The sequence below is a fragment of the Ligilactobacillus pobuzihii E100301 = KCTC 13174 genome (assembly GCF_000349725.1).
Classification (GTDB): domain Bacteria; phylum Bacillota; class Bacilli; order Lactobacillales; family Lactobacillaceae; genus Ligilactobacillus; species Ligilactobacillus pobuzihii.
In genome coordinates, this window is sequence record NZ_KB714688.1 from 32,267 (window position 1) to 55,387 (window position 23,121).

A 23,121-nucleotide genomic window follows, 5' to 3' on the forward strand; every position below is an offset into this window, starting at 1 on the left:
AGCTGCAATTGTGGCTAAACCAACTGGACCACCATCGTATAATTCGATCATTGTTTCTAACATTTTACGATCAGTCTCATCTAAACCATGCTCATCAACTTGCAATAAACGCAAAGCATAATCAACGATCTCCTTGTCGATGCTATCCTTTTGTGCAACTTGTGCAAAATCTCTGACCCGTTTTAAAAGCCGATTAGAAACACGTGGTGTTCCTCGCGAACGACGAGCGATCTCTTGTGCTCCTAATGGATCGATCTTTGTATTAAAAACAGCAGCCGACCGTAAAACAACTTCGGTCAATTCGTCTTTTGTATAATAGTTCATATGCTCGACGATCCCGAAACGTGCGCGCAAAGGTGCCGATAAAAGACCGGCCCGAGTCGTTGCGCCAACCAATGTGAATGGTGGTAGTGGAAAATGGACCGGATGTGCCGTCGCATCTTGTCCCACAACGATATCAATATAAAAGTCCTCCATTGCTGAATATAAAATTTCTTCTACATTTTTCGGCAAACGATGGATCTCATCGATAAATAAAATATCGCCAGGTTGCAGTTCATTTAACAAAGCAACTAGATCTCCTGGCTTTTCAATTGCTGGCCCACTAGTTGTTTTAAAATTAACCGCCATCTCATTGGCAATTACTCCCGCCAAAGTTGTTTTACCTAAACCCGGAGGTCCGTAAAGCAACACATGATCTAGCGGCTCTTCACGTTTTTTGGCCGCTTTGATATAAACCGCGACTTCTTGCTTGATTTTTTCTTGACCAATATATTGGCTCAATGTGCGTGGACGTAAACTTAACTCTGTTTGATCTTCAGCACTGCCACTACTCTCGCCTGAAATTATCCGCTCATCTTCATCCATAAGTGCGAACCTCCTTTACTATACTATTTTTTCATTAACAGTTTCAACGCCTGTCGTAAATATTGATCAGTTGAAGTTCCGTCAAACTCACGTAATTTCTTGCCGACTCGTTTTACTTCAGCTTTGGTATAACCTAAAGCTAATAAAGCTTCCAGACTTTCCTTCAAATAGACTGGATCATCTTTTTGTCCGAGCTGTAATTGGTCATCGATCATTGGTGTTTGTGTTGAAAGATCGGTCATTTTGTCTTTCAAATCTAAAATGATCTGTTTGGCTGTCTTTTTACCAATACTTGGAAATTTCGTCAAATACGATTCATCATTCGAGTCAATGGCGTTGACCAATCCAGAATGATCTTCATTTGCTAAGATCGCCAAAGCACTTTTAGGACCAATTCCAGACACACTGATCAATTTCAAAAACAGCTGTTTTTCTTGATAGTCTTTAAAAGCAAACAAACTGACATCATTTTCTCTGACTGCTTGATAGATATATAACTGCTGCTTATTGTCACGATCGACCGTAAAACTAAATGGGTTAGCCACATTTAACTGATAACCGATCCCATTTACTTCAAGTACAATATAATGCGGCGTCACACTAGTGATCAAACCAATAAAATATTCATACATATTAGATCCTCAGTTCTATTATTTACTTAATTTATTCTCGACATTGACCAGTTAGAAAATTTTTCTAGTCAGAATCATCTAATTGCCGAGTTCTTTATTCTAAAATATCATGTCCTCCATGTGGATCTTGGATCCGTTTGAACATATGCTCCATATCGGCCGTTGTAAAGTGTACTAAAGTCGGCCTGCCATGTGGACAATTATAGGGATTTTCACATTGCCGTAATTGTTTTAGAAGTGAACGAGCTTGTTTTTCGTCTAAATGATGATTAGCCTTGATTGACCTTTTACAACTCATCATGATCGCTGTTTTTTCTCTAAACTTAGCAACTGATAATTTATTATCTTCTAAAATATAATCGATCATTTCCTTGACGATCGATTCTTCTTGTCCCTTTTTAAACCATGTCGGATGCTGGTGGATCGCAAAAGTATTTTGTCCAAAGTCTTCTAAATATAGCCCAACTTTAGATAATTTAGACTTATTTTGTTGGATCCTTAGCGCATCATTGACTGGATAAGATAAAATGATCGGCAACAATAAATTTTGTTGATCATCTGAAACTTGACCGATCTGTTCTCGATAATATTCATACTTGACCCTTTCTTGAGCAGCATGCTGATCAACGATATAAAAACCATCGTCAGATTCCGCAAATAAAAATGTTCCATGCATTTGGCCAAAATAATTTAATGGTGGAAACTCTGCCTTTTCTGTGTGTTGGTTTTCATCAATACTGGGTGAGATCTCTGCGCTATTTTCGCTAATTGAAGCATCTTTTGTATCCGTTTCTTCTGTAGTTTTTTCTGGCTGATACTTAGCGTCCCAGTTTTTAACTGCCACAGAATCCAAGTCATTCACATTACTGATCATCAATGGCTTAACGTCAGGTTTAACTGGATTGTCAATTTTATCTGTCTTATCCGTTTTATTCGCAGAATCTTTACCGCCCATTAAAGCATCAAGGACATCCTTTTTATTTGGTCTTTCCTTTTGCTGGAAATCATACCTAGGTGAACTTTCATTTAAGCCAAAATCAAGTTGCTTACTTTTAGTCGTTTGACGTTGACCACTATGCATATTTTTTAAAGCATCTGGGATCAAGTTTTCTTGAGCGATCCGTTGATAAACGCTTTGCGACAACAAGTCACATAGTTCTTGTTCCTTACTGATCTTCACTTCCTGTTTAGTGGGATGAACATTCACATCAACCAATATTGGATCTGAGCGAAGCGAGATCACAGCGATCGGATAGCGCCCAACCATCAATTTAGATCCATAGCCTTGCACTAACGCTTTACTTAAATGGTTATTTTTAACATACCTGCCATTTAATAAGAAGCTCATATAGTTACGTGAAGCACGCGTTAATTTAGGTAAGGAAATATAACCTTGCACCTTAAAATCATTATTTTCTTGCTCAAAAAAAACCATTTGACGCGCCACATTTATTCCATAGATCGCACTGATCACTTGCTTTAAATTACCGTTGCCTGCCGTGTGCAATAATTCGCGACCATTACTTAGTAAAGAAAAAGCAATATCAGTGTGGCTTAGTGCCAAACGGTTCACAATATCCGTGATCGCAGATAATTCAGTTTGTATTGAGCTTAAGTATTTCAACCGGGCTGGTGTATTGAAAAAAAGGTTATCTACTCTCACTTTGGTCCCACGTCGACTTTCAGAAATCTGCTTATCAATGATCTTGCCGCCTTTTAAATGGACCTTAGTGCCTGGTTTTCCCTCAGTCGCAGTCTCCATCACCACATCAGAAACCGATACGATGCTTGGTAAAGCCTCACCCCGAAAACCTAAAGTCACGATTTGAAAGAGATCTTGCCGACTTGCAATTTTACTAGTTGCATGACGGCGAAAGGCCATTTCAATTTCGTCAACCGGGATTCCCCGACCATTATCAATGACTTGAATCGACTTGAGACCTGCATCCTCAACTACAATATCAATTTGTGAACTACCTGCATCAATTGAATTTTCGACCAACTCTTTTACCACGGAAGCAGGTCGTTCCACAACTTCACCAGCAGAAATTTGGTCTGCTAAAATTGAGTCGAGTTGATGAATTTCGGTCATAAGTTTTCTCCTTTCTCAACAAAATACTGAGTAGTCACTACCATGATTTATTTTTTCTTATTCAAACGACTCTGCCACTTGTAGACAGCGTTCATAACTTCCATGGGTGTCATCGACATTAAATTGGCATTTTTCAATTCCCCCACAACTTTCGCATCTACTGGTGTCGTGTTTGGGTCTGGCTCACTAAACAATGACAGTTGCTGGTCTGTTTGCGGATCAGCGGGCTTTTCTGCAGAGATCTTTTCTTGACTTTCCACAACTTCAGTCGCTTGTGGCTGTGGCAATTTTTGTTCTTCTTGTTCTAAATTTGCCAAGATCTGCGCCGCATTTTTCAACAAACTATCTGGTAAACCAGCTAACTTAGCAACATGTACTCCATACGACCGATCAGCAGGACCGGCTTGCATTTGATGCAAGAATACCAATTCACCATTTTTTTCAACTGCTCCAACGTGAATATTCTTTAAGTTAGTTAATTCATTTTCTAAATCAGTTAATTCGTGGTAATGCGTTGAAAATAATGTTTTTGCTTGTACTTTATCATGCACATATTCAATGATCGCTTGTGCCAATGCCATACCATCATAAGTTGCCGTCCCTCGACCGATCTCATCAAATAGCAATAAACTATTGGGGGTCGCATTTTTTAATGCTTCATTTGCCTCCATCATTTCAACCATGAAAGTTGATTCACCAGAGATCAAATCATCAGCTGCCCCAATTCGCGTAAATATTTGGTCAAATAACGGCATCTTTGCACTTTGCGCTGGAACAAAACAACCTAGCTGCGCCATAATAACGGTTAAAGCTAATTGACGCATATACGTACTTTTACCAGACATATTTGGTCCTGTGATCAATAAGATAGTTAACTCATCAGGCATCGAAATATCATTAGGAACATAACTTTGTTTACCCATCACTTTTTGAACTACTGGATGCCAACCTTGCGTGATCTTAATATCATGACCACTAACAAATTCAGGACGCACAAAATGTCCATCTTCACTAACGACAGCAAAGCTTTGTAAAACATCCAACTTAGCGACAGCACCCGCCAATTTTTGCAAACGTTGAATTCGATCTTTGATTTGCTCACGAATGTCAATAAACAACTGATACTCTAAATCAGCTGCTTTACTTTGCGCCCCTAAGATCATAGCTTCTTTTTCTTTCAACTCAGGTGTAATAAAACGTTCAGCATTGACCAAAGTCTGTTTGCGCTGATAACGGCCTTCTGGTAGCTTTGGAATGTTTCCCTTTGAAACTTCGATATAATAACCAAATACCTTATTGTACCCAATTTTTAAGTTATTAATGCCTGTTTCTTGTCGCTCTTTGGCTTCCAATTCGGCCAACCACTTTTGACCATTATTTAAAGCATCATTATATTCATCAAGTTGAGAATTATACCCTTCACGTATCAAATTACCATCCGTAACTGAAATCGGGGGTTCATCCACGATCGCAGTTTCGATCAGATCAGCAACTTCTTCCACTGGGTCTAATTGGTTTAATAGATTATCTAGTTGACCATCATTTAACTGTTCCAAGATATACTTGATTTGTGGTATATGCTGCAAAGAAGTCATAAGTTGGATCAGGTCACGTCCATTAACGTTACCAAATGCAACTCGTCCTGCCAAACGTTCTAGGTCATAGACCTGTGATAATTCCTCTTGTAAACCAGATCTCTCAAAATAATTGTCTAACAAAACTTGGACTATATTTTGACGTTCCAAAATACCATCTTTATTTAATAAAGGACGATCGATCCACTGTTTTAACAACCGACCGCCCATTGCCGTTTTTGTTTTATCTAACAACCACAAAAGTGTACCTGACTTTTTATGTGTCCGTGAATTTTCTAATAATTCTAAATTTCGTTTGACTCGATGTTCTAATTTCAAATATTGTGTTGGCTCGTAATGAATAGCTTTTTGGATATGTGCCAAGGCTCTTTTTTGTGTCACTTCTAAGTATGATACTAAATGACGCACGACACTTAACTCTAGTTCATTGGTCAGATCTTGAGTTGCATAGGACACCTCTGATTTATCTTCGACTTCATCTTGATGTGACAGCAAGATCTTTAAATTCGCAAAAGCTGCGAGCGTTTGTTTTGTGACAGTTTGATCGACTACCACTTCTTTAGTCCGTAGACTTAGCATTTCATTGATCAAAGAATCAACACTATCAAGTTTGGCGGTTTTTAATTCACCTGTTGATAAGTCAGTATAAGCAAAACCGAATTTACCGTCTTTTTCATGAACAGCTGTTAGATAATTATTTTCTTTAGCTTCGCCAGCCTTATCATCGATCAAAGTCCCTGGAGTAACCAATTGGATCACTTCTCGTTTGACCATATCTTTAGTCAACTTAGGATCTTCCATTTGCTCACAGATGGCAACTTTATAGCCTTGATCAACTAAAATGTCAATATAATTTTGTGCTGCATGGTGGGGCACACCACACATCGGAATCGGATCACTGGCATTCCGGTTCCGTGAAGTCAATGTCAATTCTAGGATTTGTGAGCCCTTAACAGCGTCATCATAAAACATTTCATAAAAATCACCTAACCGATAAAATAAGAAGGCATCAGGATACTGCTCTTTGACCTTCATATACTGTTCCATCATTGGTGTTTTTTTGGTTTTTTGTGGCATTAACAGTTCCTCCTTCTTATTTTATTCCATATATGGATGATCTGGATCTACCCGAATATTTTTGATTTTTTTAGCACGACCAGTTCTATCATCTACATCGATCATAATTGCACCTAGTGCTTGTTGCCCGTCTGTTTCAACTTCAAAACGAGTTGGCATCTGATTTTTAAAACGACTGATCACACTATTACGTCGCATGCCCAAGATCCCGTCATAAGGCCCAGTAAAACCAACATCGGACAAAAAAGCAGTTCCGCCAGGTAAAATTCGCGCATCATTTGTTTGAACATGTGTATGGGTCCCTATTACAGCAGAAACTCGCCCGTCAAAATTCCAAGCAAATGCTTCTTTTTCACTGGTTGCTTCGCCATGAAAATCAACAAAAATCACATTAACTTCTTTTTCTAATTTTGATATCAAACCTTCAGCAACAGCAAATGGATCATCTGAAGGATTCATAAACACACGACCTTGAATGTTTAAGACACCAACTTTGACACCATTAACATTAACTATCGTATGCCCCATTCCGGGAACTTGACCAGCAGAAAAATTTGCCGGTCGAATCAATTTCTTGGTAGAAGAAATAAAATCTTGGATCTCCCGGTTGTCCCAAGTATGGTTCCCCATGGTGATCACGTCGGCCCCAGCTTTCAGTAATTTTTTATATACCGTTTCATTGATACCGCGCCCACGTGTGGCATTTTCGCCATTGGCGATCGTTAATTGAGGGTGTAAGCTCCGCTTTAAAACAGGGACTGTTTCTACAAACATATCTTGCCCTGGCTCACCCATCACATCGCCGATAAATAAGATCCGCATTATTTGTCTCCTCTTTTTGTTTTCTTCACAATTCAGTTAAAGTTAATTTTACCATTTTTACAGTCAAATGTGCACACATACTCATCGCTACGACCTACTTCAAATTAAATTAATTAAAATCTATGATTTGATTTTAGAACTAAAAAAGCCGAAAGCACCGATTTTCGGTTTACTTTCAGCTTTTAGTGCTTTATTTAGCGTATTCGATCGCACGCGTTTCACGAATTACTGTGACCTTGATATGACCAGGATATTCCATTTCAGATTCGATCTGATTTTTAATATCTCTTGCCAAGATCGTTGTTTTGGCATCATTGATCTTATCAGGTTTAACTATGACACGAACCTCACGGCCGGCTTGAATAGCATAACTCTTTTTAACTCCCTCAAAGTTATTTGAGATCGATTCGAGTTTTTCCAAACGATGGATATAGTTTTCTAATGATTCGCTGCGTGCACCTGGGCGAGCAGCAGAAACTGCGTCAGCCGCAGCAACAAGTACCGCAATGACCGAGCCAGCTTCCACATCACCGTGGTGAGAAGCAATGGTATTCACGACAGCCTTGCTTTCGTTATACTTCTTCGCCAACTCGACCCCGATCTCAACGTGAGAACCTTCAACCTCATGGTCGACGGCTTTACCAATATCATGTAATAAACCAGCACGTTTAGCAAGAGTAACATCTTCACCTAGCTCACTAGCCATGACACCAGCTAATTTAGCAACCTCAATTGAATGATCCAAAACATTTTGACCATAACTTGTGCGGTAACTTAACCGACCTACGATCTTAATCAAATCAGGATGCATCGAATGTAAACCTAAATCAAAAATTGCTTCTTCGCCGGTTTCACGTACCTTCGAGTCCATCTCTTTAGTAGCTTTTTCAACCATCTCTTCGATTCGTGCCGGATGGATCCGTCCATCCTGAATCAGTTTTTCTAAAGCGATTTTGGCTATTTCACGTCGAATTGGATCAAAGCCACTCAAAACAACTGCTTCTGGAGTATCATCAATGATAAGATCAATTCCAGTCAAAGTTTCAAGTGTACGGATGTTACGCCCTTCACGCCCAATGATCCGCCCTTTCATTTCATCATTAGGCAAATTTACTACAGAAACAGTTGTTTCCGAAACTGTGTCGGCTGCACTACGTTGAATCGCTTCCGCAATCAATACTTTTGCCGTTTTATCAGCACTTACTTTAGCCTGTTCCTCGCTATCTTTGATCATCACTGCCATTTCATGATCCAAACTTGATTTAGTTTGTTCTAAAATCAATTCTTTAGCTTGATCTTTAGTCAAAGCCGCAACTTCTTCAAGTTTATCTTGTTGCTGTGTGATCAATGATGAGACTTCTTGATGTTTTTTGTCAAGGTCACTCTGCATAGAATCTAACTGCTTTTCTTTTTGTTCAAGCACATGTTCACGTTTCTCTATGTTCGAATCTTTTCGATCCAAGTTTTCTTCACGCGCGAGCATCCGGTTTTCCTGCTTTTGAACTTCAGAGCGTCTGTCCTTGAGTTCATTTTCTATTTCGCTGCGATACTTATGGCTTTCCTCTTTTGCTTCAATAAGAGTTTCTTTCTTGAGGGCTTCCGCTTCTTTTTTTGCGTTAGCAAGAATCCCATCGGCCGTCTGTGTCGCACTATCAAGTGATTTCTTGTAAGAATTTTTACGGTAAGAAAAACCACTTGCGAAACCTATCAACAAAGCCAAAATAGCGATGACGAGGATAATAAATATGTTAATCAAATTGCACCTCCGCATCGTTAAATTTTATTTATTTAAAATTCAACAATTGCGTCAATAAGATGCTTAATACTCATGCACACATTACTATTCTAATGTTTACAGACTACCTCTGTCAATAACTATCGGGACGTCAAATATTTTATCTTCGTTTAACTGAGTCTTTTAACTGATAAATAAATCATTTTTTAGTTGTTTTAACCCGGATTTTTATAAACCCACTAAATTTTATAGGTAAAAAAATACCAATTACACTTGTGTTTTACAAACTATCAAGCCTGGATAAACACCATGTAATTGACATTTTTATTTCAACTCAGTCAAAATTTATTTTTTAGCTGGTTTTTTGGTTTTGTCCTTGCTATCTTTAGACCCATTTTTCAAATCCAAATCAAGTTGGTCTTTTTTATCCTTTTTATTCCCTGACTTATTTCCATCACTATTTTCATCAGCAATACCATATGCCTGACGCACTTTAGTAGTAACTTCATTCATCATTTCAGTATGATTAGACATATATTTCTTGGCGTTTTCACGTCCCTGACCGATACGTTCTTCACCGTACGAGAACCAAGAACCACTCTTGTGTACGATGTCTTTTTCAACCGCCATATCGATCAATTCACCTGTCTTGGAGATCCCTTCACCATACATAATATCAACTTCTGCTTTTCTAAATGGTGGAGCGACCTTATTTTTAACAACTTTGATCCGGACACGGTTCCCCACGATATCAGAGCCGTCCTTAATTTGTTCAGCACGCCTAATTTCCAAACGAATCGTTGAATAAAACTTCAATGCACGTCCACCAGGAGTAGTTTCTGGATTACCGAACATCACCCCGACTTTTTCACGGATCTGATTGATAAATAAAGCAATTGTTTTCGTTTTATTGATCGTTCCTGAAAGTTTTCTCAAAGCCTGTGACATTAAACGAGCTTGCAAACCAACATGCGCGTCGCCCATTTCACCTTCGATTTCAGCCCGAGGTACCAAAGCAGCAACTGAATCGACAACCACGATATCCACTGCCCCTGAAGAAACCAAGGCATCAGCAATTTCCAAACCTTGTTCACCTGTATCAGGCTGTGACAGCAAAAGATCATCGATATTTACACCTAAAGCACTTGCATAAACGGGATCTAAAGCATTTTCTGCATCAATATAAGCAGCTGTTCCACCTTGAGCTTGCACTTCTGCAACAGCATGTAAAGCGACTGTAGTTTTACCAGAACTTTCTGGTCCATAGATCTCAACGATCCGTCCACGTGGGTAACCACCCACCCCTAAAGCTTCATCTAAAGCTAATGAACCGCTTGGAATAGTTAAGATCTGAGTATCAGCTTTATCACCCATTCGCATAATTGAGCCTTTACCGAAGTTTTTTTCAATTTTTTTTAACGCAGCATCTAATGCCGCTTGTCTTTCATCAGCCACAATCAAGTTCCTCCTTATTGCATATTTCAGCAATTTTCGATTACTATCGTACACTTATCATACTGATTTTCGCTGCAAAACGCAAGAAAAATCGAACGAATGTTTGAAAAATATTAACCTAAAACATCATTTAACAATCCAAAACCTGTCATGACCGCACTACTTCGCACCCTTTGGCGATCATACGGAAAATGATAGAGTTTAGCTCGTGTCGGCATGTCTTTACCTGCTAATCCGATCCACACAGTCCCAGCTGATTGTCCTTCTAATGGGTCAGGACCTGCAGCCCCAGTGAAAGAAACAGCATAATCTGTCTTGATGATCTGACGTGTCTGTTCAGCCATGGCGCCAGCAGTTTCTTCACTGACAACTCCATATTGTTCGATCAGCTTAGGGTCAATGTGGAGTAGTTGTTCTTTTTGTTCAGCAGCATAGGTAACAAAACCTCCGGGAAAAACATTAGATGCTCCGGGGATCGCGGTTATTGCTGCTTGAAAACTACCACCTGTTAAACTTTCTGATGCTGACAACGTCAAGCCACGCTTTCTTAATTTATTTACTACAACAGACGGTAAACTATTATTTTCACCATGGCCATATAAATATTGTCCCACACGTTTTTGAATTTTTGCTTCTAGTTCATCCAGTAGTTCCTGGTCATCTACATCAGATGAACCTGAGGCCGTTAAACGCAAAGTAACTTCATTTTCTTTAGCATACGGAGCAATAGTCGGATTTTTTTGTTTTTCGATCAAATCTGATAGCTTTGTGACTAAGTTAGATTCTCCGATCCCAAAGAAGCGTAATAAGCGTGAATTTAGCACTTGCTGCCCTTTATATTGTTGCGCTAATAATGGTTTTGCCTTCGTTTCAAACATTGACTTCATTTCATGTGGGAGACCAGGCAATAATAAAAAATCCGTCCCTTGTTCATCATGATAATAATTACCGACTGCCAGTCCAACTTCATTTTGCAACGATACGGCACCATCAATATACATAGCTTGCACCTTATTATTTGGTGTCATGTCACGTTCACGCCTGGCAAAGAAATCTTTTATCTTCGTCATCGCTTTTTCATCAACGATCAGGTCACGCCCTAAGTAACGAGCAACTACTTGTTTTGTCAAGTCATCAGGAGTGGGACCCAAGCCACCAGAAATAACCACTAAATCGCTACGTGATGCTGCTAACCGGATCACTTCGGCCATTCGCGACTCGTTGTCTCCTACCAAATTATGATAAAAAACATTGATACCTAAATCTGCCAAACCTTCACTGATAACCTGAGAATTTGTATCAGTAATTTCTCCAAGTAGCATTTCAGTGCCAACAGCAATTACTTCTGCATGCATCTTGATACCTCCAATTAGTATTACGCAAAATAAGCGCATTTTGATCAAAAAGTTATTATTAATTTTCATTTTATTTAAAGTCTATGATAACACTAGAGTAAGACCAACTAAAAGAACTATAAAAAAAGAACCAATCAACCTGCTATGACTAGATTTAAGGTATTAGCAACGAAAATAGTCGCTCATCAAATCAGTCAAGGTTGTGGTCCTTAAGACTTAATTCATTTTAATTTCCGAATGAATCTGAAAAGACATCACGTGCATTATAAAAATACTCGATTCCAGAATAAATCGTGAAGAAAAGACAGATGTACAATAAGATCTCACCAAGCGGGATATTGATATTGGCAAAAAAGACGTTGTTTAAGAATAAGAAAATAATAGAAAACATCTGTGAAGTAGTCTTAATTTTACCAGGCATCGCAGCGGCCATAACTTCACCGTTATTTTCAACCACGATCAAACGTAATCCTGTCACAGCCAATTCACGACAAACAATAATAGTTACGACCCAAGCCGGGGCTTTATCTAAAGAAACTAAGAAAATAAAAGCTGTCATCACGAGCATTTTATCGGCTAATGGGTCAGCAAATTTTCCAAAATTTGTCACTAAATTATTTTTACGTGCAATTTTTCCATCCGCCAAATCGGTTAATGAAGCAATTGCAAAAATAATCGCTGCGACTAATTCTGTCACTGGGATCGTCGTTCCGACAGCCGTGACTGTCCCCCAGTCTAAAGGTAAAGCTAAAATTAAAATAAAAACGGGAATCAGAACAATCCGAATGACCGTTAATTTATTAGGAAGGTTCATAAATATTTCACTCCTTAGTTATTGATTAACACCACTATCAGTGGTCGTTGTATTAGCGGTATTTTGGTTATTCTGGCTAGCTGATGTACTTTGTTGTGTACTTTCCTGGCCTTGGTCTTGAGTCGTATTATTACCTCGGTCAGTTTGTCCTTGGCTAGTCTCATCACCAGAATCTGAACTGTCTGAATCACCCTTGAGCTGAATTGTGATCGTCCGGACAGTTAGATCAGAATTATCTTTCAAAAAGTTGAACTTTTTACCGTTGACTTTGATCGATGTTGCTTTGGAATTACCCAACTGGATCGAAACACTTGATGCACCTTTAGGGACATCCACTGAATGATTTTCTCCATCACCTAATGTACCCTGCCAAGACTGACTACCATCGATTGAAATCGAGTTCCAAGCATCTCCGCCAGAAACTTTCATGGAAACCTTATTTGTCTTAGGTGCATTTTTTAAGTCGTAAGTAAAGTTTGAACCTGAATTTTGAGTTAAAGTTAGGCTTGGCTTAGCTTTCTTTTTCTTAGAGGTCTGTTTTGAATCAGTTTTCTTTTTGGCTGTTTTCTGTGAACTTTGCTTAGATACTTTTTGGCTACTGGAAACGTCTGAAGAAACTTCAACATCATTATCAACAGATTTTTGTGCTTGGCGTTTATTATTATAAGAAACCCCAAAAATAGTCCCAATAATTGCTACAACAACTACTACGATCACGATCGTTGGTAAATAATTTAGAAACTTTTGTCCACTTGTCATCTCAGTTTCTTTGTTTTTTTCACGCAAATTCATCCGTGAAACGGTCTCGCTTGTTTCCGACGGTTCTTCTTTGGGTTGGTCTAATTCGCTACCGATCGAAGCAAGCAATTCGTCTGCATCAAGATCAACTGTTTCCGCGTACTCTCGAATAAAGGCTTTAACATAAAAGTCACCTGGAAGTGCGTCAAAATTTTCTTCTTCGATCGCAATCAAATAACGTTTTTGAATTTTAGTTGTTTGTTGTAGATCGTCTAAGGTCAAGCCCTTATCAACCCGTGCATTTTTTAATGTTTGTCCGATTTCACTCACTTTTATTACTCCATATCTTTGCATATTTAGACACTTTTAACGGTACTAGTATATCATATGATTTTATTTAATTTCATTAAGAAATCATTATTTTAACCAACCACCAGTTACATAGATCGTTTGTCCCGTTAAATAACTAGCCTGTTGGTCTAACATGGAACAGATCCAATAACTGATCTCACTAGGTTTGGCAAAATATCCAGCCGGGATCTGTGAGCTTACCTCCTGACGTTCCTGTGGTGTAAAAGTTAAATTCATTTTAGTCGAAACTGCACCAGGAGCAACTACATTAGCGGTGATGCCCAAAGAAGCAACTTCTTGGCTGTATGCTGCCACAAAAGCACTCAAGGCTCCCTTAACTGTGCTGTATCCCACTTCCATCGCACTACCAGAACCACCATAAACTGATCCCACAAAAACGATCCGTCCATGTCCTGACATCGCTAATTTATCTTGCAAACACTGAACTAAATGTAGTGGAATTTCAACTTGCATTTTTAACATCTTAGATAATGCTGCTGGATCAGCTTGGACAAACAATCCATAATCTGTTGTTCCTTGCGCAAATATCACTGCATCTAATGCAAATAACTGTTGGCTGATAGTCTCTACACTATCGATCAGCGTTAAATCGGCTTGAATTAATAAAAAATCTTGTTTCGGATGATCGTGGTGTAACTGTTGCTGTAATTCAATGGCCTTTTTTTGGCTTTTATAATAATGCAGATATAACGACCATCCCTTTTCTGCCAGATCCACCGCAGTCTGAGTCCCAATGTCTCCAGATGACCCCAAAATCAATGCCCAACGCATAAGTCTTATCCCCTTTTACTTTGATCACTATCCCCAACACAGACAACTTAAACTTAAGTTATAGGCAAGATCCTAGATGTACTAATAACCCCTGGCTTTAAAAATAGAGCGACAGTGTCCGTCACGTCGCTTAAACTGATTTTTTGAATTTGCTCAGCATAGTCAAACAAAGTCGCGTGTTCAAATAACCGACCTTCATAACCGTTGGCGATGCTTTCAAGTGAATTCTGTGCTTGGATATATTGACCCAAAAATTCTTTTTTTGCGAGCTCAAACTCTCGTTTCGAATTCGCCAAGATTTGTTCAGCATTTTTGATAGTTGAAAAGATTTCATGCTCCATTTTTTCGTAATAAGTTGTATCACCAGAAATAACAACGAAATGAAAACCGCGTTCCACGGATAATTCATAATTAAAGGAATCATCAACGATCCCTTTTTGGTATAACTCCTGAAATAAGATCGAAGATTCACCAAAGAGCAGATATAAGCCTAATTCAAGTTCGATCTTATACTTTAAACTAGTTCTTTTAGCAGGCACCGGTTCCATGCCTTTAATACCGATCATTGATTTTGGCCGCATAACAGCCATTTTCTTTTCAACAAAAGGTAAAATGTTATCCCCTGAATCTCCTAGGAAAGTCGTTGTATCGACCATAGATGATCGCTCAATAAATTGTTTATTAGCTTGATTAGTTTCAATTGTTTCCAAAACATCTGCTAAATTAAAACCGCCAACTACAAACAGGTCCATATTGGCTGGTTGATAAAACTCGTTATAGCATGCATATAAAATCTCTGAGTCAATTTGTGCGATAGTTTCTTTTGTCCCAGCAATATCTACACTTAAAGGATCATGAGGATATAAGTTGCCCAACATGCCAAAAAACAATTGCCAATCAGGATCATCATCATACATTGATATTTCTTCACCAATAATGCCCTTTTCTTTTTCAACTGTTTCACTTGAAAAATACGGCTCTTGCACAAAATCTAGCAAGAACTCTAAACATTTTGTCAGATTTCCAGTGGTCGAAAACAAGAAACTTGTCTTGGTAAAACTTGTAAAAGCATTAACATCTGCACCATACTTGCCAAAAACATCAAAGGCATCATGATCTTCTTTTTCAAATAATTTATGTTCAAGAAAATGTGCTGTTCCAGCAGGCACATCAACTTGTTTTTCTTGTGAATCAGTGAACTTCGTATCGATCGAACCATAATTAGTCGTCATGACTGCGTACGTCTTATGAAAATCTGGGCGAGGTAACAAATTAACAGTTAAGCCATTAGCAAGGGTTGTTCGATACAAAACTTCTTTAAACTGTGGGTAAGTGTATTTTTGCAACATTAATCTTGTCTCCCGTCTAAAAAATATACTGCTTGCAGATGTGCTAAATTTGCGATCCGCGCAATATCTTTAACCTGAACCGCTGTAATGTTTGCGATCCATTGCTTAGGTGTAGTTAACACCCCAGTTAAACTCGTTGCCAGTGCTTTACTTAAATCAACTGATTGGCTATCAGAACGTGCAATGTAGCTGTTGATCATGGAAGCCTTGATCTTATCTAATTGTTCCTGTTTTATTTTGCCTTGCCGTAATTGTGACAACTGTTGACCAACTACATCGATAACTTTTTCTTTATTTTCAGACTGAATACCTGTTTGAACCCACAATTCCTGGCGGAAGATATCATAATCACTTTCAGCATAATAAGCTAAGCTGTTTTTTTCACGTACATTTTGAAATAAAAGTGATAAAGCGGAACCTCCAAAAAGCTCATTAAAAACCATTGCGGCAAAACGATCCTGACTGTCATGATCGACCGGCAAATTATAAGCTAAATTCAACTTACTTTGGCTGACATTTTCACGCTCGTCACTATACTTTACTACGGTTGAATCCGGCTGCGAGTAGACTAAATCAAGTTGTTTATGAGATCGTGCAACAAGAGGCATGATCTTGAGCGCAGACTTAACTTGTTGTTTAGTTACATCTCCTGAAACTACAATATTAATTTGATCTTCTGTGATCATCTTATGATAATACTGTGCCATTTGGTTGGCGGTAATACTAGAAAGGTCTTCCAATTGCCCAACTGTAGGTATTTGTTGTAAATGGTCACGAAAATACAAAGCATTCATCCTAGTTAAGGCTTTACCTTGCTTGTTATCATCTAGTGAGGCCAAAAAAGCCTGTAAATTTTGTTTTTGGATCTGAAAAATATCCGCTACAAATTCACCATCTTTGATCTGAGGCGAAAAAATGACTTCATTCAAAAAAGCGAAAGTATCTTCTAAAATCTCCGTTGTCTCTGCCAAATATTCATCGTTGACTACATTAATGATAAAGTTAACTCCGTACACGTTGCCATACCGACTAACAGATGTACCGAAACTTGCACCATACAATTCAGAAAGCTTTAAGGCAACATCTCGCTGCGTTGGTAAATGTAAGCTAGTCGTTTCCAATAAATCTGCCAATAAGGTTCGAGCTGTGATTTCTTTTTGATTTTTAATATTAGTAGTAAACGAGATCAAAATCTGGTTAGTTTTATATTTTTTCGTTGGTTTCAGGGTTAAATTTACGCCATCCATTATTTCCAATTACTATCAATTCTCCTCTTGCATCTGTCAGAAATACAATCTATATCATAGTCGAAAAGCGAGATAAAAACAACGGCGGCTCATTAAAAAACACCACCTTTTATCACGCCTAACTGAATTTTAGCCTACAAAATATCTATGTCAAAATCTTCCACAATAAAAAGCCGCCTCAAACGTGAATCACAATTTCACATTAAAGACGGCCTGTAAGCTCAACTCTTATTCTTCTTTTTTCAAATAAACTTGTCGGGGTTTACTACCCTCTTGTGGGCCAACAAAACCCTTTTCAGCCATTTTATCCACCATACGTGCAGCACGATTATATCCAATTTTAAATTTACGCTGTAAAAGCGAAATACTACATTTTTGCTCTTTAGTAATAAAGTCAATTGCTTCTGTGAAAAGCTCGTCTTCTTCGTCATCATTTTCTGAGCCACTAGCTTCTTCATCAGTTACTTCCATAGCTGAATCATACGAAGCTGCTTGTTGACCCTTAACGAATTCAACAACATTTTCAACATCCTTATCTGAAATAAACGCACCTTGAACACGGACTGGCTTATTCATTCCCATTGGCAAGAATAACATATCCCCACGTCCTAATAATTTTTCAGCACCAGTTGAATCGATTATCGTCCGTGAATCGGTACCCGAAGAAACGGCAAAAGCCATCCGAGAAGGAACGTTTGCTTTGATCAGACCAGTGATGACATCAACTGATGGTCTTTGTGTAGCCAAAATCATATGGATCCCAGCCGCACGTGCCATTTGAGCTAAACGAATGATTGCATCTTCGACCTCGTTGGAAGCCACCATCATCAGATCAGATAGTTCATCTACGATCGCTACTATATACGGCAAAGTAGGCTCGTCTGTTTTCTGATCCAGATTTTGGCGTTTGATCATTTTATTATAGCCAGTAATATTACGTTGTCCGGTATTAGCAAATAACTCATACCGCCGTTCCATTTCAGAAACTAATTTATGCAATGCACGTGCAGCTTTTTTGGGATCAGTCACAACTGGAGTGATCAAATGCGGCACTTCGTTATAAACACCTAGCTCCACCTTTTTGGGATCGACCAACATCATTTTGACCTGGTCAGGCGTATCATTCATCAATATGCTGGTAATAATACCGTTAATAGCAACTGATTTACCACTCCCCGTTGAACCAGCAATCAATAGATGTGGCATTTTAGATAAATCAGCAGTTACTAAATTACCGGAAACATCTCTCCCTAATGGAACCTCTAAAGGCTTTTTAGGGTCAGGCTTCATCGAACTGATCACATCTTTAAATGAGATCGTAGCGACTTGTTGGTTAGGGACCTCGATGCCGATCAGTGGTTTACCAGGGATCGGTGCTTCGATCCGAATATCTTTAGCTGCCAAAGCTAAGGCCAAGTCGTCAGAAAGATTAACAATTTTAGAAACTTTCACCCCGATGGCCGGATGCAGTTCATACTTTGTAACAGACGGTCCTAAGATCGTGTTTTTTAACTCAACGTCAACACCAAAACTTTTAAACGTTTTTTTCAAAACCTCTTGGTTACGACGTAACGCCTTTTTTTCAGCACTTTGATCTGCCGGAGCAATATCTTGCAATAAACTTGAGTCCGGCAACTCATAATCTGGATTAGTCGGTTTCAACTGACTTTCACGATTATTTTCCTGCATCTTTTGTTGGCTTTTTTCATTCCATAAAGCAGGATCATCTGTTGCATGTGCTGGTGGAAGATCTTTATCATCGTTAATGTCATTTTCAATTGTAACTTCATGACTTGGTTGTATATCTTGTGGTTGTTTATTTGCTGACGTTTCATCGCTGGTAATAGTTAAACCAGGATCATTTGCTGATACCTCTCCATCTTTTTGCTCTTCAAAATAATCTTGTTGAATTTTATCATGCAAGTTTTTACGACGCTTTTTTAACCACGGACCACTTTGTTTAAACAGCTTCCTGATCCACATGTACACTTTTTTGCCGTATACAATGATTTGATATAAAATCAGACCCAAAAAATCGATCACTTGACCAAAGGAAACATTAAACACAGCACAAGCTGCCAATACTAATAACAAACTTGCGCAAACATAACTACCGATCTGAGAAACCAAAAAGTAAGTTACCTGATATAAGGTTGCTCCCAATAAACCACCGCCTACAGCGCTACCGACACTATTTGAAACAATGTCAGCTTTTAAATACTGCCAGGTCACGGCTAAAAAATCCGTATGTAAGTCCAAGCGACCAAATAAGTAAGTAGTTAAAAACAAAATAATACTGGCGATCAGTAACAACACACCAATCAAATAATTTCTTTTCACATGTGGTTCTTTGGCACTAGCCAGCATATAGATCCCTAATAAAACAACAATTAATGTTCCTAATTGATACGCATCACCCAAGAAAACACGGAAACAATTGGCCACTAATAACCCTAGATTGCCCAAGTGAAAGCCACCAGCCAAACTTAACACGATCAGCACCACACCGGAGATTCGTGTAGTCATTTGCTGTTTTTGTTTCTTAGTTTGTTTACGGCCTGTTTTTCTCTTTCTTATAGCCAATTTCAAATCCCTTTCTAAAAAATAGTACTTCAAAAACAAAAAGTACTACTCTTTCATTCTTCTGTGTTAGTATACCATAATGTCCATTACTAGAACATTTGTACGCCTAAATTATTCTATCCATTAACCATTTTAATCCGAGCACTCTTATTTACCAAACAACTACCAAAAAACATAAAAAGTTAGAGTAAGGCAAAAGATGTGGGCAGCCGATTTATAACAACCATTGCGTCATTTTGGGACGGAGTAAAATGAAAAACCAGCATAAGGATCATTAATAAAATATGACTTCAGTTTTTTGGAACACATTTAAAGGCCATCGATCTAGCCCATCAAATAGGTTTAGACCGACAGCCCTTTTAGGATCATACAACTAGTTATGTCCCAAACCATCAATGTAAATTTATTTTAACTTATCATTGTCATACAAGTGAGTTGTTTCTAACTGTGGGAACCCTTGTTGACGCACAGCTTCATAAATCACGATCGCCGCTGAATTAGATAAATTTAACGCTCTAATATTGTCATCATTTTGTGGAATACGAATACACTTATCTGGATACTGCCGCATAAACGGTTCAGGCAACCCCGTCGTTTCCTTGCCAAACAAAAAGTAATGATCTTTATTTGTATCAGAATAATCTACCTCAGTATATGCATACTTAGCAAATTTTGAAACTAAGTATAATTGATTTAAATCAGGAATACTTTCAATAAAGTCTACCAAATTTTTGTGATAAGTGATCTTAACATGGTCCCAATAATCCAGGCCTGCCCGTTTTAAATATTTATCATCGGTCGAAAAACCTAAGGGTTCTATTAAATGTAATTCAGTATTAGTTCCTGCACAAGTTCTTGCGATGTTTCCAGTATTTGCAGGCATTAATGGTTCAAATAAAGCGATATGATTAGTCACTACAAGTTCCTTCCTTTGATTCAAAGACTATTTTTAGCCTGGTTTATTTTGTGAAATGAAAAACAAAAAAAGCGCAACCGTTCGGTGCATTCACTGCGACCGGCTGCGTTAATGAAATACGCTTGTAAATAACAGCGACTTTGCACCCCTACATACAACATATATCTTAATATCACTGTAACATTGATTCTAAAGCATTTGCAACCTTTTTTGTGAAAAAAGCCTACAAATCAAGGTCTGCTTTTTGTTGTAACAAGAGCCTTCACTTTTGATGCTTACAAACCACTTGATTATTTAATTTAACCACTTTCCTTAGTGGCAACTAACAAAGAAACGTCAACAGTTATTTGTCTCAAAGGAGTAGCCAGGACTTGTTGCTTAATTTCATCTGAAGCTCCCCAATTTAAAGGCGTCATCATTAACAAAGAAGCAAAATCTTTTTCTGGAAATTTAAAAGTATATTGAATATCTTGTTGCCGGTAGTTAGGAAAATTTTTTGCAAACAATGACAAAACTGCTGAATTATCATATGTTCGGTGTTCGCTTTCCTGAGGATACAGCAACTGACGTAATTCTTTCAAATAACCACTATTAGGGATGATTTTATAAATTTGCCCACCTGGACGTAAAACACGTTTAAATTCCTGATATGCAGCTGGCGAAAAAATATCTGTAATACAATCAAAAGACTCGTCCGTAAATGGCAAGGCTGCTAAATCAGCTACACAAGAGAAATTATTATTTTGGTACGATGTAGCTAAATTCACAGCACTTTTAGAAATATCGATCCCGATCATAGTATCATTAGATTTGCGTAACTGTTTCAACTTAGCTGATGTTGTCCCCTCTCCTGAACCGATATCTAAAATATTTAAATCCTTATCAGTCGGCATGGCTGCATTGATGGCCTGGACCATCTGGTCAAATAAACCTAGCGTCAACATTCTTCTCCGCGCTTGCCACATTTCTACACTATCATATTCACTCTTGATCTTGTGAGTGATCAGATATAATGTTCCCTTGCGCGAAAGATCAAAACTATGCTTATTTTGGCACTCTAAACTATGACCAGTAACTGTCAGAAATGTGTTCCCACAGACAGGACATTTAAAAAGTGCACGATGCTCACGCAAAAACGCAGCCGCCTGTTCAATTTTTTTCATTTTTTCTCCTATACTCTTGTTCCACGGACCCGATCAAACCTCTTTATCAGAAACTTTAATAAATTGTCCATCAACTAATTCAACTAACTGGCTTAATGAAAGACGAACAGAACGACCAACCTTACCGGCAGAAACACAAACTTCTGAAAAATCTTTCACTCGCTTGTCAAAATAAATTGGAAATTCTTTAAAAGCATGGATACCGATCGGTGTGTTAGCACCATGGATATACCCTGTGATTTTGATTAATTTTTTATTGTCCGCTAAATGTATCTGTTTTTTCCCTAGTTCACGTGCGACCATTTTCAAATCAATCTCACCTACTATCGGTAAACAAACTACTAAATAATCCTTAGGTCCATCACTTCCCAAACACACGATGGTCTTTAAAATACTTTCCTCTTTTAAACCAGCCTTGGCGACTTGTTCAAGAGCTATTTTTTTACCAGATAACCAGTCAAACTGCATCTCGGTATATTCAATTTTATTATCATCTAAGATCCGTTCTTCATTTGTTTTTTTCGGCTGTTTTTTCTTTTTAGCCATCTTATCGCCTACTTCCTTATCAATTACATTTTATTATATTTACCAAACTTTTCAACAAGGGGCACCACTGTGTGTGAAAGATTCTACGATGCTCGTTGATCAAGACACTAATTGTTTTACTTACATCGCCATTTCACATAAACTTAAAGTGTGAGAGGTTGCTTTATATTTCGTTATTTTTTATAAAACACGAACTATTTAACACTTATTTTTCAAAAAAATTGACTTTTTAAAGTTAATTAGGTAAAATTTTAGGTGTTTGTGGAAATAACAAAAGTATAATAGCGAATTATCAAAACAAAGATCCACAATTCAGAATGTGAGGGATAAATATGCCAGTTTTTGATTATGAAGACATCCAGCTCGTGCCTAATAAATGTATTATTGAAAGTCGTTCCGAAGCCAACACTACAATTAAGTTTGGTCCTATGACTTTTAAAATACCTGTTGTTCCGGCTAATATGGCAACGATCATTGACGAACGCTTAGCTATTTGGTTAGCACAGAATGGTTACTTTTACATTATGCATCGTTTTGATAAAGAAAATCGACATGACTTTGTTAAAAAAATGCATGATCAAGGTTTGTTTGCTTCTATTTCAGTTGGTGTCAAACAAGAGGAATACGAACTGATCGATCAATTAAGCCAGTATGATTTCGTTCCCGAATATATCACCATCGATATCGCACATGGTCATGCTGATTCAGTGATCAACATGATCCGTTATATTAAGAAAAATTTACCCGGTTCTTTTGTGATCGCAGGCAACGTGGGGACTCCTGAAGGTGTACGTGAACTAGAAAACGCCGGTGCAGACGCAACAAAGGTCGGTATCGGGCCTGGCAAAGCCTGCATAACTAAATTAAAAACTGGGTTTGGAACTGGCGGATGGCAGTTAGCGGCAGTGCGCTTATGTGCCAAAGCTGCTAGCAAACCAATCATCGCTGACGGCGGGATCCGCAATAACGGTGACATTGCCAAATCGATCCGG

General features: G+C 38.3%; 18 protein-coding genes. 1 reads left to right on the top strand and 17 read right to left on the bottom strand.

Features of this window, described 5'->3' with window-relative positions:
- The 17 genes from ruvB to LACPOB_RS0102940 form a co-directional block, all read right to left on the bottom strand.
- On the bottom strand, positions 1-867 hold an 867-nt coding region (ruvB, locus tag LACPOB_RS11615), incomplete at its 3' end, for a Holliday junction branch migration DNA helicase RuvB (RefSeq protein WP_040532671.1).
- A 23-nt stretch (positions 868-890) separates the two neighbouring features.
- Entirely contained in the window at positions 891-1,499 is a 609-nt protein-coding gene (gene ruvA, locus LACPOB_RS0102865; RefSeq protein WP_017867327.1) for a Holliday junction branch migration protein RuvA, read from the bottom strand.
- 94 nt (positions 1,500-1,593) lie between these two features.
- Entirely contained in the window at positions 1,594-3,591 is a 1,998-nt protein-coding gene (mutL, locus tag LACPOB_RS0102870) for a DNA mismatch repair endonuclease MutL (RefSeq protein WP_017867328.1), read from the bottom strand.
- A gap of 47 nt (positions 3,592-3,638) precedes the next feature.
- Positions 3,639-6,263 carry a DNA mismatch repair protein MutS gene (gene mutS / locus LACPOB_RS0102875; RefSeq protein WP_017867329.1) on the bottom strand — a complete coding sequence of 875 codons (2,625 nt, stop codon included), beginning with the start codon at positions 6,261-6,263 and terminating at the stop codon, positions 3,639-3,641.
- A 21-nt stretch (positions 6,264-6,284) separates the two neighbouring features.
- Positions 6,285-7,085, bottom strand: coding sequence for a TIGR00282 family metallophosphoesterase (locus LACPOB_RS0102880; RefSeq protein WP_017867330.1), 801 nt, complete (start codon positions 7,083-7,085; stop codon positions 6,285-6,287).
- A gap of 190 nt (positions 7,086-7,275) precedes the next feature.
- Entirely contained in the window at positions 7,276-8,838 is a 1,563-nt protein-coding gene (gene rny, locus LACPOB_RS0102885; protein WP_026142717.1) for a ribonuclease Y, read from the bottom strand.
- Positions 8,839-9,165: 327 nt separating this feature from the next.
- Entirely contained in the window at positions 9,166-10,275 is a 1,110-nt protein-coding gene (recA, locus tag LACPOB_RS0102890; protein WP_017867332.1) for a recombinase RecA, read from the bottom strand.
- 113 nt (positions 10,276-10,388) lie between these two features.
- Positions 10,389-11,630 (bottom strand): competence/damage-inducible protein A, encoded by a 1,242-nt coding sequence (locus LACPOB_RS0102895; RefSeq protein ID WP_017867333.1) that lies wholly within the window; start codon positions 11,628-11,630, stop codon positions 10,389-10,391.
- A gap of 226 nt (positions 11,631-11,856) precedes the next feature.
- Positions 11,857-12,444 (bottom strand): CDP-diacylglycerol--glycerol-3-phosphate 3-phosphatidyltransferase, encoded by a 588-nt coding sequence (gene pgsA / locus LACPOB_RS0102900; RefSeq protein WP_017867334.1) that lies wholly within the window; start codon positions 12,442-12,444, stop codon positions 11,857-11,859.
- An 18-nt stretch (positions 12,445-12,462) separates the two neighbouring features.
- Positions 12,463-13,512 (bottom strand): helix-turn-helix domain-containing protein, encoded by a 1,050-nt coding sequence (locus LACPOB_RS0102905; RefSeq protein WP_017867335.1) that lies wholly within the window; start codon positions 13,510-13,512, stop codon positions 12,463-12,465.
- Between the two features lie 87 nt (positions 13,513-13,599).
- Positions 13,600-14,325, bottom strand: a complete 726-nt coding sequence (gene ymfI, locus LACPOB_RS0102910; RefSeq protein WP_017867336.1) for an elongation factor P 5-aminopentanone reductase — start codon at positions 14,323-14,325, stop codon at positions 13,600-13,602.
- A 53-nt stretch (positions 14,326-14,378) separates the two neighbouring features.
- Positions 14,379-15,674 carry an EF-P 5-aminopentanol modification-associated protein YfmH gene (gene yfmH / locus LACPOB_RS0102915; protein WP_017867337.1) on the bottom strand — a complete coding sequence of 432 codons (1,296 nt, stop codon included), beginning with the start codon at positions 15,672-15,674 and terminating at the stop codon, positions 14,379-14,381.
- On the bottom strand, positions 15,674-16,921 hold the full coding sequence (gene yfmF, locus LACPOB_RS0102920) for an EF-P 5-aminopentanol modification-associated protein YfmF (RefSeq protein WP_040532685.1): 1,248 nt from the start codon (positions 16,919-16,921) through the stop codon (positions 15,674-15,676). Before yfmF ends, yfmH begins: the two co-directional genes overlap by 1 nt.
- A 228-nt stretch (positions 16,922-17,149) precedes the next feature.
- The gene (locus LACPOB_RS0102925) at positions 17,150-19,447 is read right to left on the bottom strand and encodes a DNA translocase FtsK (protein ID WP_081607038.1); all 2,298 of its coding nucleotides are present in this window, start codon (positions 19,445-19,447) and stop codon (positions 17,150-17,152) included.
- Positions 19,448-19,907: 460 nt separating this feature from the next.
- Positions 19,908-20,420 (bottom strand): tRNA (cytidine(34)-2'-O)-methyltransferase, encoded by a 513-nt coding sequence (locus tag LACPOB_RS0102930; protein WP_017867340.1) that lies wholly within the window; start codon positions 20,418-20,420, stop codon positions 19,908-19,910.
- Positions 20,421-20,719: 299 nt separating this feature from the next.
- Positions 20,720-21,583 (bottom strand): methyltransferase domain-containing protein, encoded by an 864-nt coding sequence (locus LACPOB_RS0102935; RefSeq protein WP_017867341.1) that lies wholly within the window; start codon positions 21,581-21,583, stop codon positions 20,720-20,722.
- 33 nt (positions 21,584-21,616) lie between these two features.
- Positions 21,617-22,129, bottom strand: a complete 513-nt coding sequence (locus LACPOB_RS0102940; RefSeq protein WP_017867342.1) for a YbaK/EbsC family protein — start codon at positions 22,127-22,129, stop codon at positions 21,617-21,619.
- Positions 22,130-22,461: 332 nt separating this feature from the next.
- On the opposite strand from LACPOB_RS0102940, the gene LACPOB_RS12945 reads away from it, so the two are divergent.
- A partial coding sequence (locus LACPOB_RS12945; RefSeq protein WP_017867343.1) for a GMP reductase occupies positions 22,462-23,121 on the top strand: 660 nt, incomplete at its 3' end.

Excerpts from the sequence above, each read along its gene's own strand:
- ruvA (WP_017867327.1), bottom strand. The coding sequence starts at position 1,499 with ATGTATGAATATTTTATTGGTTTGATCACTAGTGTGACGCCGCATTAT.
- LACPOB_RS0102880 (WP_017867330.1), bottom strand. The coding sequence starts at position 7,085 with ATGCGGATCTTATTTATCGGCGATGTGATGGGTGAGCCAGGGCAAGAT.
- LACPOB_RS0102895 (WP_017867333.1), bottom strand. The coding sequence starts at position 11,630 with ATGCATGCAGAAGTAATTGCTGTTGGCACTGAAATGCTACTTGGAGAA.
- yfmF (WP_040532685.1), bottom strand. The coding sequence starts at position 16,921 with ATGGATGGCGTAAATTTAACCCTGAAACCAACGAAAAAATATAAAACT.
- LACPOB_RS0102925 (WP_081607038.1), bottom strand. The coding sequence starts at position 19,447 with ATGACTACACGAATCTCCGGTGTGGTGCTGATCGTGTTAAGTTTGGCT.
- LACPOB_RS0102940 (WP_017867342.1), bottom strand. The coding sequence starts at position 22,129 with ATGGCTAAAAAGAAAAAACAGCCGAAAAAAACAAATGAAGAACGGATC.
- mutL (WP_017867328.1), bottom strand. The coding sequence starts at position 3,591 with ATGACCGAAATTCATCAACTCGACTCAATTTTAGCAGACCAAATTTCT.
- mutS (WP_017867329.1), bottom strand. The coding sequence starts at position 6,263 with ATGCCACAAAAAACCAAAAAAACACCAATGATGGAACAGTATATGAAG.
- LACPOB_RS0102935 (WP_017867341.1), bottom strand. The coding sequence starts at position 21,583 with ATGAAAAAAATTGAACAGGCGGCTGCGTTTTTGCGTGAGCATCGTGCA.
- yfmH (WP_017867337.1), bottom strand. The coding sequence starts at position 15,674 with ATGTTGCAAAAATACACTTACCCACAGTTTAAAGAAGTTTTGTATCGA.
- pgsA (WP_017867334.1), bottom strand. The coding sequence starts at position 12,444 with ATGAACCTTCCTAATAAATTAACGGTCATTCGGATTGTTCTGATTCCC.
- ymfI (WP_017867336.1), bottom strand. The coding sequence starts at position 14,325 with ATGCGTTGGGCATTGATTTTGGGGTCATCTGGAGACATTGGGACTCAG.